Source organism: Streptomyces sp. NPDC037301 (assembly GCF_055602785.1).
Genome location: NZ_JBVJWD010000017.1, coordinates 32,745 through 46,331, shown reverse-complemented (window position 1 = coordinate 46,331; position 13,587 = coordinate 32,745). Strand labels below are relative to the sequence as shown.

Annotated in this window: 13 protein-coding genes and 1 pseudogene; 10 read left to right on the top strand and 4 right to left on the bottom strand. The window is 70.8% G+C overall.

Annotated elements, in window-relative coordinates; genetic code table 11:
- The first annotated feature begins 682 nt into the window (after window positions 1-682).
- From ACZ7IB_RS25750 to ACZ7IB_RS25730, 5 genes are all read left to right on the top strand, one after another.
- On the top strand, window positions 683-1,039 hold the full coding sequence (locus tag ACZ7IB_RS25750) for a VOC family protein (protein ID WP_470916079.1): 357 nt from the start codon (window positions 683-685) through the stop codon (window positions 1,037-1,039).
- Entirely contained in the window at window positions 1,036-1,527 is a 492-nt protein-coding gene (locus ACZ7IB_RS25745) for a pyridoxamine 5'-phosphate oxidase family protein (RefSeq protein ID WP_470916077.1), read from the top strand. The genes ACZ7IB_RS25750 and ACZ7IB_RS25745 overlap by 4 nt, the downstream gene beginning before the upstream one ends.
- 154 nt (window positions 1,528-1,681) lie before the next feature.
- Window positions 1,682-4,081, top strand: a complete 2,400-nt coding sequence (locus tag ACZ7IB_RS25740) for an ATP-binding cassette domain-containing protein (protein ID WP_470916074.1) — start codon at window positions 1,682-1,684, stop codon at window positions 4,079-4,081.
- A gap of 241 nt (window positions 4,082-4,322) precedes the next feature.
- A complete protein-coding gene (locus tag ACZ7IB_RS25735) occupies window positions 4,323-4,793 on the top strand; it encodes a helix-turn-helix transcriptional regulator (RefSeq protein WP_470916297.1) in 471 nt (156 codons plus the stop codon).
- A 10-nt stretch (window positions 4,794-4,803) separates the two neighbouring features.
- Window positions 4,804-5,220 (top strand): VOC family protein, encoded by a 417-nt coding sequence (locus ACZ7IB_RS25730; protein WP_470916072.1) that lies wholly within the window; start codon window positions 4,804-4,806, stop codon window positions 5,218-5,220.
- Between the two features lie 27 nt (window positions 5,221-5,247).
- Here the strand turns inward: ACZ7IB_RS25730 and ACZ7IB_RS25725 are convergent.
- Window positions 5,248-5,775 (bottom strand): annotated as a pseudogene (locus tag ACZ7IB_RS25725) (sigma factor-like helix-turn-helix DNA-binding protein); the annotation flags it as partial.
- Between the two features lie 219 nt (window positions 5,776-5,994).
- Between ACZ7IB_RS25725 and ACZ7IB_RS25720 the strand changes: the two are divergent.
- The 5 genes from ACZ7IB_RS25720 to ACZ7IB_RS25700 all read left to right on the top strand — a co-directional run bounded on the left by ACZ7IB_RS25720 (window position 5,995) and on the right by ACZ7IB_RS25700 (window position 10,148).
- Window positions 5,995-6,612 (top strand): hypothetical protein, encoded by a 618-nt coding sequence (locus tag ACZ7IB_RS25720; protein ID WP_470916070.1) that lies wholly within the window; start codon window positions 5,995-5,997, stop codon window positions 6,610-6,612.
- Between the two features lie 77 nt (window positions 6,613-6,689).
- On the top strand, window positions 6,690-7,394 hold the full coding sequence (locus ACZ7IB_RS25715; RefSeq protein ID WP_470916068.1) for an alpha/beta fold hydrolase: 705 nt from the start codon (window positions 6,690-6,692) through the stop codon (window positions 7,392-7,394).
- A gap of 710 nt (window positions 7,395-8,104) precedes the next feature.
- On the top strand, window positions 8,105-9,007 hold the full coding sequence (locus ACZ7IB_RS25710) for an oxidoreductase (protein ID WP_470916067.1): 903 nt from the start codon (window positions 8,105-8,107) through the stop codon (window positions 9,005-9,007).
- Window positions 9,008-9,130: 123 nt separating this feature from the next.
- Window positions 9,131-9,652, top strand: a complete 522-nt coding sequence (locus ACZ7IB_RS25705; RefSeq protein WP_383959913.1) for a DUF2199 domain-containing protein — start codon at window positions 9,131-9,133, stop codon at window positions 9,650-9,652.
- Entirely contained in the window at window positions 9,645-10,148 is a 504-nt protein-coding gene (locus ACZ7IB_RS25700; RefSeq protein ID WP_470916065.1) for a hypothetical protein, read from the top strand. Before ACZ7IB_RS25705 ends, ACZ7IB_RS25700 begins: the two co-directional genes overlap by 8 nt.
- Window positions 10,149-10,193: 45 nt before the next feature.
- On the opposite strand, the gene ACZ7IB_RS25695 is transcribed toward ACZ7IB_RS25700, so the two are convergent.
- The 3 genes from ACZ7IB_RS25695 to ACZ7IB_RS25685 form a co-directional block, all read right to left on the bottom strand.
- Complete coding sequence (locus tag ACZ7IB_RS25695; RefSeq protein ID WP_470916063.1) at window positions 10,194-10,874, bottom strand: TetR/AcrR family transcriptional regulator; 681 nt, start codon at window positions 10,872-10,874, stop codon at window positions 10,194-10,196.
- 377 nt (window positions 10,875-11,251) lie between these two features.
- Entirely contained in the window at window positions 11,252-12,061 is an 810-nt protein-coding gene (locus tag ACZ7IB_RS25690; protein ID WP_470916295.1) for a TetR/AcrR family transcriptional regulator, read from the bottom strand.
- Window positions 12,062-12,311: 250 nt separating this feature from the next.
- Complete coding sequence (locus tag ACZ7IB_RS25685) at window positions 12,312-13,562, bottom strand: GNAT family N-acetyltransferase (protein WP_470916061.1); 1,251 nt, start codon at window positions 13,560-13,562, stop codon at window positions 12,312-12,314.
- Window positions 13,563-13,587: the final 25 nt, after the last annotated feature.

Below are 13,587 nucleotides of genomic sequence, written 5' to 3'. Positions count from 1 at the left end.
CGTGAAGCCGACGAGTACCGACTCGCCCGACAAGCCAGGAGAGCCGGGCCGGCTCCCCGAGCCATGGCAGCCGGCGCATCGCGACCTCTACGGCGCCTGCCGGCTTGGCCCCGCGGGTGAACGACCGCGCTGCCTACGGTTGACCGGGACACCAACCGCCAGCCTGTCCTGCACAACCGTAGGCACCGCAGGTCAGAGCCTCACCCTGCCCACAGTTATCCGGGACAGGACACCTCTCGACCATCGGCCGCTCGATCACCGGTGTCCCGTCTCGAATGATCTGGTCCCCGTCTCAGATGATCTGGTCCCATTCTCTTGCAGACTCCGGTGATCTGGTTCACCGAGATGTTTGACGTGGGGTGCGCCGAGGTCCGGATCGCGGTCGGCTGCTCGTCGCCGGGCACCTTCAGCAGTCGCTTCACCGCGCTGGTCGGTGTGCCGTCGGCGTCTGTCGGCAGCACATGACGCGCGCGACGGCGGGGATCCCGTCGTGTGTCGCGGAACACGCGACCGGACCGATCAGGATTCGAGAAGCGCCGGCCCCCGAGCCGCAGCTAGCGTGACTGCCATGGACATCGCGGCCAACGGCGAAATCCACAGCCGAAGCGATCGGCCTGTCGAATTCAGCACTTCCCGTTTGAGCCAGACAATCCCGACCGGACCCACGACTTCAGGAGTGACCATGACCAGCTCTTCCACCCAGGGAATCAAGACCGTGCTGCATCCCGTGACCGACCTGGCGAGGGCCAAGGAGGTGTACGCCGCCCTGCTCGGCGTAGCGCCGCAGGCCGACGAGTCCTACTACGTCGGCTTCGAGGCCGCGGGCCAGCACATCGGGCTGGTGCCGGGCGGTGGACAGCAGGGCATGACCTCACCGGTGGCCTACTGGCACGTGCCGGACATCGAGGCGAAGCTGGCCGAGGTGACCGCCGCGGGTGCCACCGTGAAGGAGCCCGCACACGACGTCGGTGGCGGCCGCCTGGTGGCCACCGTCACCGACCCCGACGGCAACGTCCTCGGGCTGCTTCAGGACCGATGACTGCCGACCCCCGCTCCCGCGATCGGCGTCGTCGCGACACCGAGCATCGGCTCACCCACGACATCGATCTCTGGGTGGCCAGTGCCTCGGCGGACGGTGCGCCGTACCTGGTACCGCTGTCCTTCGACCGGGACGGCGAGGCGCTGCTGATGGCCACGCCGACGGACAGCCCGACCGGCAGGAACCTGGCCGCCACCCGAACCGTTCGGCTGGGGCTGGGCCACACCCGCGACGTGTCCGTGATCGAGGGCGAAGTCGAGGTCCTCGAGATCGACGCGCTGCCGGCAGCCGCGGGTGACCGGTTCGCCGCGCGCACCGGCTTCGGCCCTTCCCCAAGCTCTCAGCTTCGTTCGAGCAGGGGAGACCCCATTGCGCCGGCCACCCCGTACCGCTGGTTCCGCATCTCCCCACGCCGCATCCAGGCCTGGCGCGAGGTGAACGAGCTGCCCGACCGCGAGCTGATGCGCGACGGCCGCTGGTTGGTCTGACGCCTCGGCGGGCACGCCGCGTGGCCGCCGGGGCCCAGAGGCTCCACGGGCCGAAGCGAGGAACAACCGCACGTACGCTCGAAGCTGGTCGGATCGAGCCAGGCGACGCCGACGGAGACCGCGAAGGCGGCCCCGCCCAACAGAGGGAGACACGATGAGCATGGCCACGAGGACGGACACGCAGTCGCCTGCGCCGCACGTTGCCGACAGCCACGATCTGATCCGCGTGCACGGCGCGCGCGAGAACAACCTCAAGGACGTCAGCATCGAGATCCCGAAGCGCCGGCTGACGGTGTTCACCGGGGTCTCCGGCTCGGGCAAGAGCTCGCTGGTGTTCGACACGATCGCCGCGGAGTCGCAGCGGATGATCAACGAGACCTACAGCGCCTTCGTGCAGGGCTTCATGCCGACGCTGGCGCGGCCCGAGGTCGACGTACTCGACGGGCTGACGACCGCGATCATCGTCGACCAGCAGCGGATGGGTGCCGACCCCCGCTCCACGGTCGGCACCGCCACCGACGCCAACGCGATGTTGCGCATCCTCTTCAGCCGGCTCGGGAAGCCGCACATCGGCCCGCCCAGTGCGTATGCCTTCAACGTCCCCTCGGTCCGGGCGAGCGGTGCCATCACCGTCGAGCGCGGTGCCAAGAAGGCGGTGAAAGCGACCTTCAACCGCACCGGCGGCATGTGTACGCGCTGCGAGGGCCGGGGCACCGTCTCCGACATCGACCTCACCCAGCTCTACGACGACTCCAAGTCGCTCGCCGAGGGCGCGTTCACCATCCCCGGCTGGAAGTCGGACAGCTTCTGGACCGTGCGGGTCTACGCCGAGTCGGGCCTCCTCGACCCGGACAAGCCGATCCGGAAGTTCACCAAGAAGGAGATGCAGGACTTCCTCTACCGGGAGCCGACCAAGGTGAAGGTCGAGGGCGTGAACCTCACCTACGAGGGGCTGATCCCCAAGATCCAGAAGTCGTTCCTGTCCAAGGACAAGGAGGCGATGCAGCCGCACATCCGGGCGTTCGTGGAGCGTGCTGTCACGTTCACCACCTGCCCCGAGTGCGATGGCACCCGGCTCAGCGAGGGGGCCCGGTCGTCGAAGATCAAGCTGATCAGCATCGCCGACGCCTGCGCGATGCAGATCAGCGACCTGGCCGAATGGGTCCGCGGCCTCAAGGAGCCTTCGGTGGCGCCGCTGCTCGCCGCGCTCCAGCACACCCTGGATTCGTTCGTTGAGATCGGGCTCGGCTACCTCTCGCTCGAGCGGCCGGCGGGCACGCTGTCGGGTGGCGAGGTGCAGCGCGTCAAGATGATCCGGCACCTCGGCTCCTCGCTCACCGACGTCACCTACGTCTTCGACGAGCCGACGATCGGGCTGCACCCCCATGACATCCAGCGGATGAACGACCTGCTGCTGCGGCTGCGGGACAAGGGCAACACGGTGCTCGTCGTGGAGCACAAGCCGGAGGCGATCGCGATCGCCGACCACGTGGTCGACCTCGGCCCCGGCGCCGGTACGGGGGGCGGCACCGTCTGCTTCGAGGGCACCCTCGAGGGGCTTCGGGCCAGCGGCACCGTCACCGGCCGCCATCTCGACGACCGGGCCGCTGTCAAGGAGACGGTGCGCAAGCCCACCGGCACCCTGGAGATCCGCGGCGCGACAGCGAACAACCTGCAGAACGTCGACGTCGACATCCCGCTCGGGGCGCTCGTCGTCGTCACCGGCGTCGCCGGCTCCGGCAAGAGCTCGCTCGTGCACGGATCGATCCCCCGGCAGATGGGGGCCGAGGGTGTGGTCTCGATCGACCAGGGCGCGATCCGCGGCTCGCGCCGGAGCAATCCGGCGACGTACACCGGGCTGCTCGACCCGATCCGCAAGGCGTTCGCGAAGGCCAACGGCGTGAAGCCGGCGCTTTTCAGCGCCAACTCCGAGGGCGCCTGCCCCACCTGCAACGGCGCCGGCGTCATCTACACCGACCTGGCGATGATGGCCGGCGTCTCCAGCCCCTGCGAAGAGTGCGAGGGGAAGCGGTTCCAGGCATCGGTGCTCGAATACCACCTCGCCGGTCGCGACATCAGCGAGGTGCTCGCGATGTCGGTGACCGAGGCCGAGGAGTTCTTCGGCGCCGGCGAGGCGCACACGCCGGCCGCGCACAAGATCCTCGAACGGCTCGCCGACGTCGGGCTCGGCTACCTCACCCTCGGCCAGCCGCTGACCACACTGTCCGGCGGCGAGCGGCAGCGGCTCAAGCTCGCCACGCACATGGCCGAGAAGGGCGGCGTCTACGTCCTCGACGAGCCGACCACGGGCCTCCACCTCGCCGACGTCGAGCACCTGCTCGGCCTGCTCGACCGGCTCGTCGACTCGGGCAAGTCGGTCATCGTCATCGAGCACCACCAGGCGGTCATGGCGCACGCCGACTGGATCGTCGATCTCGGCCCCGGAGCCGGCCACGACGGCGGCCGGATCGTCTTCGAGGGCACACCCGCCGACCTCGTCGCCGCCCGCCCCACCCTCACCGGCGAGCACCTCGCGGCCTACGTCGGCACCTGACCGAGGCCCTCGCGGACACCGTGGGACGAGTTCTCTCATCTGTTTCGACTCGTCCCGTGTTTCGACTCGTCCCACTCGACTGGTGACGAGACGTGTCCTGGCAGGACGAGCAAGACCGGCCGCCTCGGGGGAGCACCCGAGGGCTTCGGCGATGACTGCCGCGGACGCAGGCCTCGCGCAGTCATCGCTGAGCCGGTCGCTCGGCTCGTCCTCGGTCAGCTCCGGCTCCGGGGCGTCGTCCATGCTTCATCACCGGCCTCGGGAGCTGTGTGAAACTGGTCGGGTGAGACGGCAGAACCTCGACGACCTCGTCCGGCTGCGGCGGGCCCGCGATCGGATGGACCGTGACTACGGCGAGCCGCTCGACGTCCCGGCGCTGGCGCGTGACGCCCTGATGTCCCCTGGCCATTTCTCCCGCAGCTTCCGCGCCGCTTTCGGCGAGACGCCATACGGCTACCTGATGACCCGCCGCATCGAGCGGGCCAAAGCGCTGCTGCGCCGCGGCGACCTCACGGTGACCGAGGTCTGCTTCGCGGTCGGCTGTACGTCGCTGGGGTCGTTCAGCTCCCGCTTCACCCAGCTGGTCGGCGAGAGCCCGAGCGCCTACCGGGCCCGGAGCCATGACCATGGCGCCGCCATCCCGGCGTGCATGGCCAAGATCCACACGCGGCCGGTCAGGAACGGTGGAGCGAGCCCCGCTGCCAGGCCGTAGCGTGAACGGCATGGAGATCAGCGTTTCCCAGTGCTTCATCGCCGTCGACGACCACGACAAGGCGATCGCCTTCTATCGCGATGTGCTCGGCCTTGAGGTACGCAACGACGTCGGGTTCGAGGGGATGCGCTGGGTGACCGTCGGAGCGCCCTCGCAGCCGGACGTGAACATCGTCCTGGAGCCGCCCGCCGCCGACCCGAACGCCTCACCGGCCGACAAACAGGCCATGGCGGAGCTGATGGCCAAGGGCATGCTGCGTGGCGTCATCTTCGCGACGGACGACTGCGACGCCACCTTCGAGCGCATCAGCGCCGCGGGCGGCGAAGTGCTGCAGGAGCCGATGGACCAGCCCTACGGCGTCCGCGACTGCGCGTTCCGCGACCCCGCCGGCAACCTGTTGCGCTTCAACCAGCCCCTCGGGAAGTGAGCCCCGGGCGGGCCCCCGTGCGGTGGGCGCCCGGTCGGCGGCGACGGCGATCGCGACGATCTTCCCGTCCGTGACGGTGAAGGCCATGACGGACAACGGCTGACCGTTCGTAGCGACGACAACCCCCGCGGTTCCGTTGATCAGCGCCGGTCGCGCGAACGGGGAGAGCCGTCCGAACGTGAGCGCCTGTCCGGCCACGGTCCGGGCGCCGGAGATCACGACCGTGTGGCGGGCAAGTGCGACGCCGCCGTCGGACCGCAGGACGACATCGGGGTCGAGTACGGCGACGAGCGCATCGAACTGACCGTCGCGAGCGGCGGCGAAGAACGCGTCCACGGCCTTGCGTTGGCGGGTGAGGTCGGGGTCGGGGACCGGGGCCTGCCCCTGCACCCGGCGGCGTGCGCGGCTTGCGAGCTGCCGCGTCGCGGTCGGGGTCCGCTCGATCATCGGGGCGATCTCGTCGAACGGCACGGCGAACATGTCGTGCAGTACGAACGCGAGCCGCTCGGCCGGTGTCAGCGTCTCCAGCACCACGAGCAGCGCCGGCCCGACCGTCCTGACCGCATGTCATGGGGCGGTCGTACGTGGCCTTTTGCGTGACACCGGCCATGGGAGCGGCGGGGGAACCGTGGGCGGCCCGGTGGGCCCGGGGTGGTCCGGGACGGTCCGGGGCTGTCCACCCATTTCCGCCCGGCCGACCGCGCGGACAGCCCGACAGGATCTCGGCTCTGGGTAATGTGTGCGGAAATATCCCCATGTCGGAGACGGGTCCCCATGGATGATGACGACGACGCCCGCGCCGCAGGCGCAAGCGACGGCACAGCCCCCGCCTCCAGCCGCACGCGTGGCGGCCGCGGGGCCTCGGTGGTGCCGAAGACCGCCGTGATCGCGGGCGGCGGAGCACTGGCGGTCTGGGAGCCCGCTTTCACGCTCGGCGCCTACAACGTCATCTTCTACTACCAGCTGCTCACCCTCTGGGCGGTGTCGACGGCCGTACTGCTGGCCGGTCTGCTGATGCGCGAACGCGGGCTGCGGCACGGCTGGGTGTACTGGGCCTGCCTGGCCCTGCCCAGCGCGTGGCTCGGTCTGGCCGCCATCGTGCCGCGCAGCGGCAACTGGCAGGGCGAGGCGGTCTTCGTGGTGGGCGGCGTCATCAGCATCATCGGCACCCCGCTGCTGACCTGGGTGCTCCTGCAACTCCTGCTGTTCGGGGAATCGGAGCTCTCCGTACGCCAGCGAAGGATGGTCATCGGCGTCGTCGCGGTCGTCGGCGGGCTCGCCTTTGTGCTCGGCGAGTTCAACGATGTCTTTCTCACCTGCGGGGACTTCGACATCAGCGGCAACAGCGTCCCTTCCGGGTGCAGGCCGGGCCACGCCTCCCCGCTCGGCTGACACGGACTCGGATGCGCCCACGCCGCACCTGGGCAAAACCGGGGCGAGCGATGGGGCCGCCGCGCTAGTTTGCCACCATGGCTGAATTCGTACTGGTGGCAGGCGCGTGGCTCGGGTCGCAAGCGTGGGACGAGGTGGTGTCGCAGTTGCGTACGGCCGGGCACGGCGCCCACCCGGTGACGCTGTCCGGCCTCGCCGAGAAGCAGGGCGTGCAGGCAGGGCAGCAGACCCACGTCCGGGACATCGTCGACGAGGTGGAGCGCCACGATCTCCACGACGTCGTCCTGGTCGGGCACAGCTACTCGGGCATCCCGGTCGGCCAGGCTGCCGAACGCATCGGTGACCGGCTGGCCCGTGTGGTGTTCGTCGACTCCGAGATTCCGGTCGACGGCGAATCGTTCGCCTCCGGCTGGTGGGCGGGCCGCGAGGCGCTGGAGGCCTCGATCGCCGGGAACGGCGGCTTCTGGGCGCCGCTCACCGCCGCCGACTTCGACGGCCAGGACCTCACCGACGAGCAGATCGCCCGGATCGTGGCCGGCTCGGCACCGCATCCGGGCACCACGCTGACCGAGCCGGCCGTACTGGCACGCCCGCTCGGCGAGCTTCCGGCGACCTACATCAAATGCCTGCTCGACGGCGACGAGCCGAACGGCGACGTGGCCAAGCTGCTGGCCGGCAGCGAGCATTGGGAACTGGTCGAGATGGACACCGGCCACTGGCCGATGTTCTCCCAGCCGCACGAGCTGGCACGGATCCTGCACCGGTCGGCCGTGGAATCCTGAGACCCGGACCGGGGTGGCACGCCCCGGACCCGGGCGGCAGCCCGGACCCGGGCGGCAGCCCGGACCCGGGCGGCAGCCCGGACCCGGGCGGCACGCCCTGGGCAGGGGTGGCACGCCCTGGGCAGGGGTGGCACGCCCTGGGCAGGGGTGGCCACGCCCTGGGCAGGGGTGGCCACGCCCCGTCCTCATCCGCGGCGGCGCTTGGGCCTGGGCGGCGGTCCGTATGCCTGCACCAGGGCGTTGCGCAAGGCGATGCGTCCGGCCGCCCGGAACGCCCCGGGCGGGTGTCGGCTTCATGCACCTTGATGCGCTGCAGGAGGACCGCCACCGCGACGACGGTCCCGGACTCGCGGTCGGCAAGGTCGGCCGGCTCCTCGCGTACACCCTGGATGAAACCCTCGTGGAACGAGGCGAGTTGGTCCGCCGGCCAGCCCTTGACCGACGCGGTGTCGGCGGTCTCGAACGCGCCCCCTTCCTCCCAGGGTTCGAAGTCCGCGACGACCTGCGCGTAGTCGGAGGGACAGCTGCTCCGACGGACGTACGACGCCTGGACTCCGCGGAGCGGGTGGGGCGGGAAGGCTCTCGTTCCGGGCGTCGGCGCGGAGGTCATTGCCTCACGCCGGCCGGGCCCGGCCGGTCTCAGAATGCCGTGACCGTGACGGGCAACAATGAATGTGGTGATCCGGCCCTCCGGCAGCCATGCTGCCCCCATGACCTTCTCATCGATCGACTCGGCCTCGGACTCCGCGCCTGCCCCCGGCCCCGGCACCTTCGAACTGGGCGGCGCCGTCACCATCCCCCGGCTCGGCTTCGGCGCGATGCAGTTGCCGGGGCGGTGGAGCGGACCCGCCGGTGACACCGCGACCGCTGTGGCCGTGGCACGGCGCGCCGTCGAACTCGGGGCGCGGCACATCGACACCGCCGCCTTCTACTTCTCCGACACCCACCGCGCCAACGACCTCCTGTGCGAGGCCCTGTATCCGTACCCAGCGGACGTCACCATCGCCACCAAGGTCGGCCCGCTGCGGGACGAGACCGGTGAGATGTACGCCGAGGCCCGTCCCGATCAGCTGCGCGGGGAGGTGGAGCGGAATCTGGAGGATCTCGGGGTCGACGTCCTCGACCTGGTGCATCTGCGCGTGGGGCGGCTGGGTCCGGATGTCGCCGAGTCGCTCGGCGAACGGTTCGCCGTGCTGGCCGCGCTGAGCGAGGAAGGGCTGATCCGGCAGCTCGGCGTCAGCAATGTGACGGCCGGGCAGCTCGCGGAGGCCCGGTCGATCGCACCGGTCGCTGCCGTGCAGAACCGGTTCGGAGTGCTCGACCAGGCGGACGCCGCGCTCGTCGACGAGTGCGCGGACGCCGGTATCGCGTACATGCCGTTCTTCGCGCTCGGCGGCGGACACACCGATCTCGGCAGCGAAAACCTGCGGAAGGTCGCGGAGCGGCACGGTGCGACTGTGTTCCAGATCGCCATCGCGTGGGGGCTGGCCCGCTCGCCCTCCATCGTGCAGATCCCCGGCACGGCTTCTCTCGCCCACCTCGAGGAGAACATGGCCGCCGGCCGACTGACTCTCGACGAGGCCGACATGGCACTGCTCGGGCGTCGCCGGTAGCCGAATCGGGAAGGGCCGCCCGGCCCGGCCCCGGCCCGGGCGTGGAGCCGGCGCGTTCCCGCTGTACGGGCCGGGTCCGGAACGCCCGCCGCCCCCGAGACCGCAGGGCCTAGGATCCCGCCCATGGCTATCGACCCCGGCTACACCTGCTCCTGCTGCGGCGAACACCACACGGAACTCCCGATGGGGTACTCGACCATGGCACCCGATGTCTGGGACGCAAGCCTGGAGAGCGATCCCGACAGCATGCTCTCCTCGGACCAGTGCATCGTCAGACACCAGCACTACTTCATCAAGGGTCTGATCGAGATACCCGTCCTCGGCAGCGAGGAGCCCTTCTCCTGGGGCGTCTGGGTCTCTCTCAGCCGGGAGAACTTCGCCCGTGCCCTCGATGTGTGGGAGACCCCCGGCCGAGAGTCCGAGCAACCGTACTTCGGCTGGCTGAGCACCGAGTTGGGGCTGTACTCGCCGCGCACGACCAACCTCAAGACGAACGCCCACACCCGCCCGATCGGCCTGCGCCCCCGGATCGAGCTGGAGCCCACCGACCACCCCCTCGCCGTGGAGCAGCGCACCGGCATCACGCGCGACCGGGTGCGGGAGATCGCCGAAGCGGTGCTGCACGCCGAGGACGTCCGTGCCTGAGCGACACCGCCGGGTGCGCCCTGCCGTGGCGGTGACGGGTGCGGCAGTGCTCGCGGCCTTCGCGCTGGTGGCGGTACGCATGTCCGTCGGGACGCCACCGGAACGGCCCCGCGCCCGGCAGGTCACCGAGCAGGAGGTCACGGCCGTCGCCGCCGGGGCCGGGGTGACGAGGTCGCCCGACCTGGTCGTCGGCGTCATGAAGAGCGGCAGGGGCACGAAGGAGGAATCCGCCGTCGGGTGTTCCTTCGCCTGGGGGCGCTACACGGAACCGGAGAAGCGGAAGGCGAAGCCGAAAGGATCCTTCGCCGGTGCCGTCGCCGCGCTGGAGGCGGCCGGCTGGCGGGTGAGTGACCGCTCCGAACGGGAGACGTTCGTCTACGCGACCCTCAAGAAGAGCGGATGGACCTTGAACGTCACCGGCAGCGGGCCCCCGCCGACGTACAGCGATTCGATCGTGTTCACGGGCAGCGCCGAAGACTGCCGCCCGTCCGAATAGACCCGGACGCCGGCGCGGACACCGCCCGTCCACCGCTGCCGCCCATTACTCCTCCCCGAGCCCCGACCGCAGCTGGACAAAGGCGAGTTCGGCGGCCTCGACCGCACTGCCGTAAGCCTGGTCCGCGCTCTCCCCCGCGTCGATCCGCCGCCAGTTCTCCAGGCCCAGGATGCGCTGCACGGCGATGATCTGCCCCGCGGCCAGCCTGTCCCGTACCCGGTCGCCCAGCGCACGGGCGAGGGCCGCCTCCGAGCGGCCCTGGTAGGCGTACATGCGGGCCACCAGGGACGGCGTCCCGTACAGCAACCGCATGAACGCCAGCACCTGAGGCGCATCACAGAGCCCGGTCACCGGGTCGCGCCGCTCCAGGCCGTCCAGGAAGTGGCGGCGCAGGGCGTCCAGGGGGGACTCGGTGTCCGCACGAGCCGCGACGACACGGGCCGCCTCGTCCTCATGGTCGGCGAACCGGTGCAGGGCCAGGTCCTCCTTGGTCGGGAAGTACCGGAACAGCGTCGGCTTGGAGATGTCCGCGGCGGCCGCCACCTCCGCCACCGAGACCTTGTCGAAGCCCCGCTCCAGGAACATCGCGATCGCGGCATCGGAGACCACCTGGTACGTCAGCTGCTTCTTCCGCTCACGCAGGCTCATCGGCGCATGGGCCGCAGAGGCTGCGGGGGCCGTATGCACCGCCGCCCCGGGCCAGGGTTTCTCTCCGTTCATGACCATGAAGCGTACGCCTTGACCTCAACCAGACTTGACGTCCGAGGGTGGCCGGACGGGCGCCGGACGAGCCGGCCACCGACTGCCGGAAGGGTTACGGAAGTCCAGCTGACGGAGGCGGAACACGTACGACTGGCCGGGCAGGCACTGGCCGAGGTGGCGGCCGGACGGCTGCGCCCGGTGATCGGTCAGGTGTCAGGTTTACCCGCTGGCGCAGGCCGCACGGGCACATACGGCGATCGAGGCATGCAGCCCGGTCGGCAAGGTGCTGCTCAGCGCGGAAGCCTGACGCCCGGGCGCGCAGGCCCGGCATCGGGTACGGAAGCGCTGTGTCTTCAGCGCGGAAGCCCGACATCCGGCGGTGGAGGCCCGGCCTCGCCCCCTCAGTCCCGCGCCCGTGCCTCCACCAGGGCCTCGACCCCGTCCAGCACGCGTTCGAGCCCGAACCTGAACTCGTGGTCGGGCTCGTCCGGGGTCCCCATCACCTCGGACTTCAGCAGCCGGGAGAGCGACGGATGCCGTATGGGGTCGACGAGCCGGTCCAGGGTGCGGGCGTACCCGTCCATCACTTCCTGCGCCGGGATGCCGCGCGCCTCCACTGCGGCGGCGAGATCGCCCATCAGCAGCGCATCATTCCGTACGAACCCGCTGACCAGGAGGATGACGGAGACCTCCTCGCCCGCGCTCAGGCCGGTGCCTTCGAGAGCCTGGAGGCCCTGCTCCCACCAGGCGACGGAGTTCGGGCTGGCGGGCGGGCCCGAGATCGGGATGCGGAGCATCCACAGATTGCGGTGGAACACCCGACGCTGCGCCCACGCCCACTGCGCAAGCGCCTCCCGCCGGCCGGCGCCGCTCTCCAGTGCGGGCAGCGGAGGCGGCGGACCCATCGCCGCCTCCCGCATCAGGACATAGAGCTCACCCTTGGCGGACACATACCGGTACAGCGACATCGTCGAAGCGCCCAGATCCTTGGCGACCCGCCCCATCGACACCGCCCCCAGCCCCTCGGACGCCGCCACCGCCACCGCGGCGTCCACGATGCGGGTCAGGCTCAGCCCGGGCTTCGACCCCTTGGCCGGACGCTCCCGCAGCCCCCATGCGGCCTCGATGCTGGCCGGCAGGCCCGTACCGCCCGACGGGCCCTTCTCTTCAGTCACCTGAAACCCCACCTTCCGCGCGGCCCCGGGGCTCATCGCCGCCCGCCCCGCGGCGTTGCGCCCCTTGGTACCCATCCCAGTTATGCGTACAACGCACGCAATTACGCGCAGAGACCGGACAGGACCGTCGCCGTACCGATCACGGGGGCTTCACGGCCGGCCCTACGCCTGACGGAACTCCGTCACGGCCGAAGCCACCCCGTCCGCAGCCGGCGTGCCGGAGCGCCTCCGAGGTCACCCCGCCGCTCACAACCCCTGATACGTGAGAACGTTGGCCCGGTTCACCTCAGAACACATCCGGGCACCAAGCCCGCCGCGCCGTCCGGAACATCCCCTCCGTCAGCGCCACCGCACCCGGCGTGAGTTCCTCGATGCGGCCCAGGGCCGCCAGTCGGGCCGGGGACTCGTCGCCCAGATAGAGCGTCCCCAACTCCCTTACGTCCAGGGCGAGATCGGCGGCGGCCGTGGTGGGGGTGCAGGTGGCACCGGACGGGGAGGCGTCGAGGTGGTAGCGGCCGGTGGTCAGGCCCGTGGCGTCGTGGATGTCCAGGGTCAGTGCGCCGGGTACCGCGTAGGTGCGGGCCTCCAGGGCGCGTACGACGTCCAGGACGCGTATCCACAGCCAGTCCGCCTGGGTCACGATGCGGGCCGCGCGCGGGTCCGGGAGGAGAAGTGGCAGCAGGTCGTCGGGGGCGCGGTGGCCGGTGCGGACCGTGGTGATCCAGTCGATCGAGCAGACGAAGTGCCACAGCGCGCGCTCCGCGGCCGGGGTGACGGCGATCTGGCCGAGCACCGTGGCCCGGTTCAGCGGCTGCTTGGCGTCGCCCCAGTTGTCGTCGGCGCGGTAGGCGATCAGGCCGTCGGGCTCGCCGTCCGCGTTGCTGTAGACGGCGTAGAAGGGCTCCGTCCAGGTCTCGGGGCCGGACAGGTTCTCGCCGGTGTTCAGCTCCCACCAGCGTGTGTCGCGGCTGACCGCGCCGTGCTGCCGGGCGCGCAGCCGGTCGTGGAGGGCCGGGCCCAGTTTGCGTACGTCCGCGCCGCTCACCAGGTCGATCCGGCCGCCGTCCTGCGCGGAGGGCCCCGACCAGCGCGGGTCGAGGCCCGTCCGCGGTACGTCGATCTCCCACTCGGTGGTCCACGCCGCCGGGCCGAAGCCGTACCGCCCGTAGATCGGGTACTCGGCGGCGATCAGCGTGGCGACCACGTCGCCGCGCTCCTTGGCCGCCGCCAGGTCCATGGCCATCATCCGGCTGAGCAGCCCGCGACGGCGGTGCGTGGGCGACACCGTGACGTTGGAGACCGCATCGGCCGGCACCGTGGCGCCGCCGACGACCGTGAGCTCCTGCGCGAACGAACGGAACGTGGCCACGCACCGCCCGCCGTCGAACGCACCCTGCGTACGGGCCAGGTCGGTGTGCGGGAGGCGGCTGGCGACCTCCTGTTCCGTCACCGTCGGCGGGCGCAGAAAGCCGGTGTTCAGGGCCTGCCGCCAGCCGGGGAACTCGGATTCGGTGATCGCACGGACGTCAAGGCGCATACACCCCACGCTAGATACCGGCTCA

Excerpts from the sequence above, each read along its gene's own strand:
- ACZ7IB_RS25750 (WP_470916079.1), top strand. The coding sequence starts at position 683 with ATGACCAGCTCTTCCACCCAGGGAATCAAGACCGTGCTGCATCCCGTG.
- ACZ7IB_RS25745 (WP_470916077.1), top strand. The coding sequence starts at position 1,036 with ATGACTGCCGACCCCCGCTCCCGCGATCGGCGTCGTCGCGACACCGAG.
- ACZ7IB_RS25740 (WP_470916074.1), top strand. The coding sequence starts at position 1,682 with ATGAGCATGGCCACGAGGACGGACACGCAGTCGCCTGCGCCGCACGTT.
- ACZ7IB_RS25735 (WP_470916297.1), top strand. The coding sequence starts at position 4,323 with ATGCTTCATCACCGGCCTCGGGAGCTGTGTGAAACTGGTCGGGTGAGA.
- ACZ7IB_RS25730 (WP_470916072.1), top strand. The coding sequence starts at position 4,804 with ATGGAGATCAGCGTTTCCCAGTGCTTCATCGCCGTCGACGACCACGAC.
- ACZ7IB_RS25720 (WP_470916070.1), top strand. The coding sequence starts at position 5,995 with ATGGATGATGACGACGACGCCCGCGCCGCAGGCGCAAGCGACGGCACA.
- ACZ7IB_RS25715 (WP_470916068.1), top strand. The coding sequence starts at position 6,690 with ATGGCTGAATTCGTACTGGTGGCAGGCGCGTGGCTCGGGTCGCAAGCG.
- ACZ7IB_RS25710 (WP_470916067.1), top strand. The coding sequence starts at position 8,105 with ATGACCTTCTCATCGATCGACTCGGCCTCGGACTCCGCGCCTGCCCCC.
- ACZ7IB_RS25705 (WP_383959913.1), top strand. The coding sequence starts at position 9,131 with ATGGCTATCGACCCCGGCTACACCTGCTCCTGCTGCGGCGAACACCAC.
- ACZ7IB_RS25695 (WP_470916063.1), bottom strand. The coding sequence starts at position 10,874 with ATGGTCATGAACGGAGAGAAACCCTGGCCCGGGGCGGCGGTGCATACG.
- ACZ7IB_RS25690 (WP_470916295.1), bottom strand. The coding sequence starts at position 12,061 with ATGAGCCCCGGGGCCGCGCGGAAGGTGGGGTTTCAGGTGACTGAAGAG.
- ACZ7IB_RS25685 (WP_470916061.1), bottom strand. The coding sequence starts at position 13,562 with ATGCGCCTTGACGTCCGTGCGATCACCGAATCCGAGTTCCCCGGCTGG.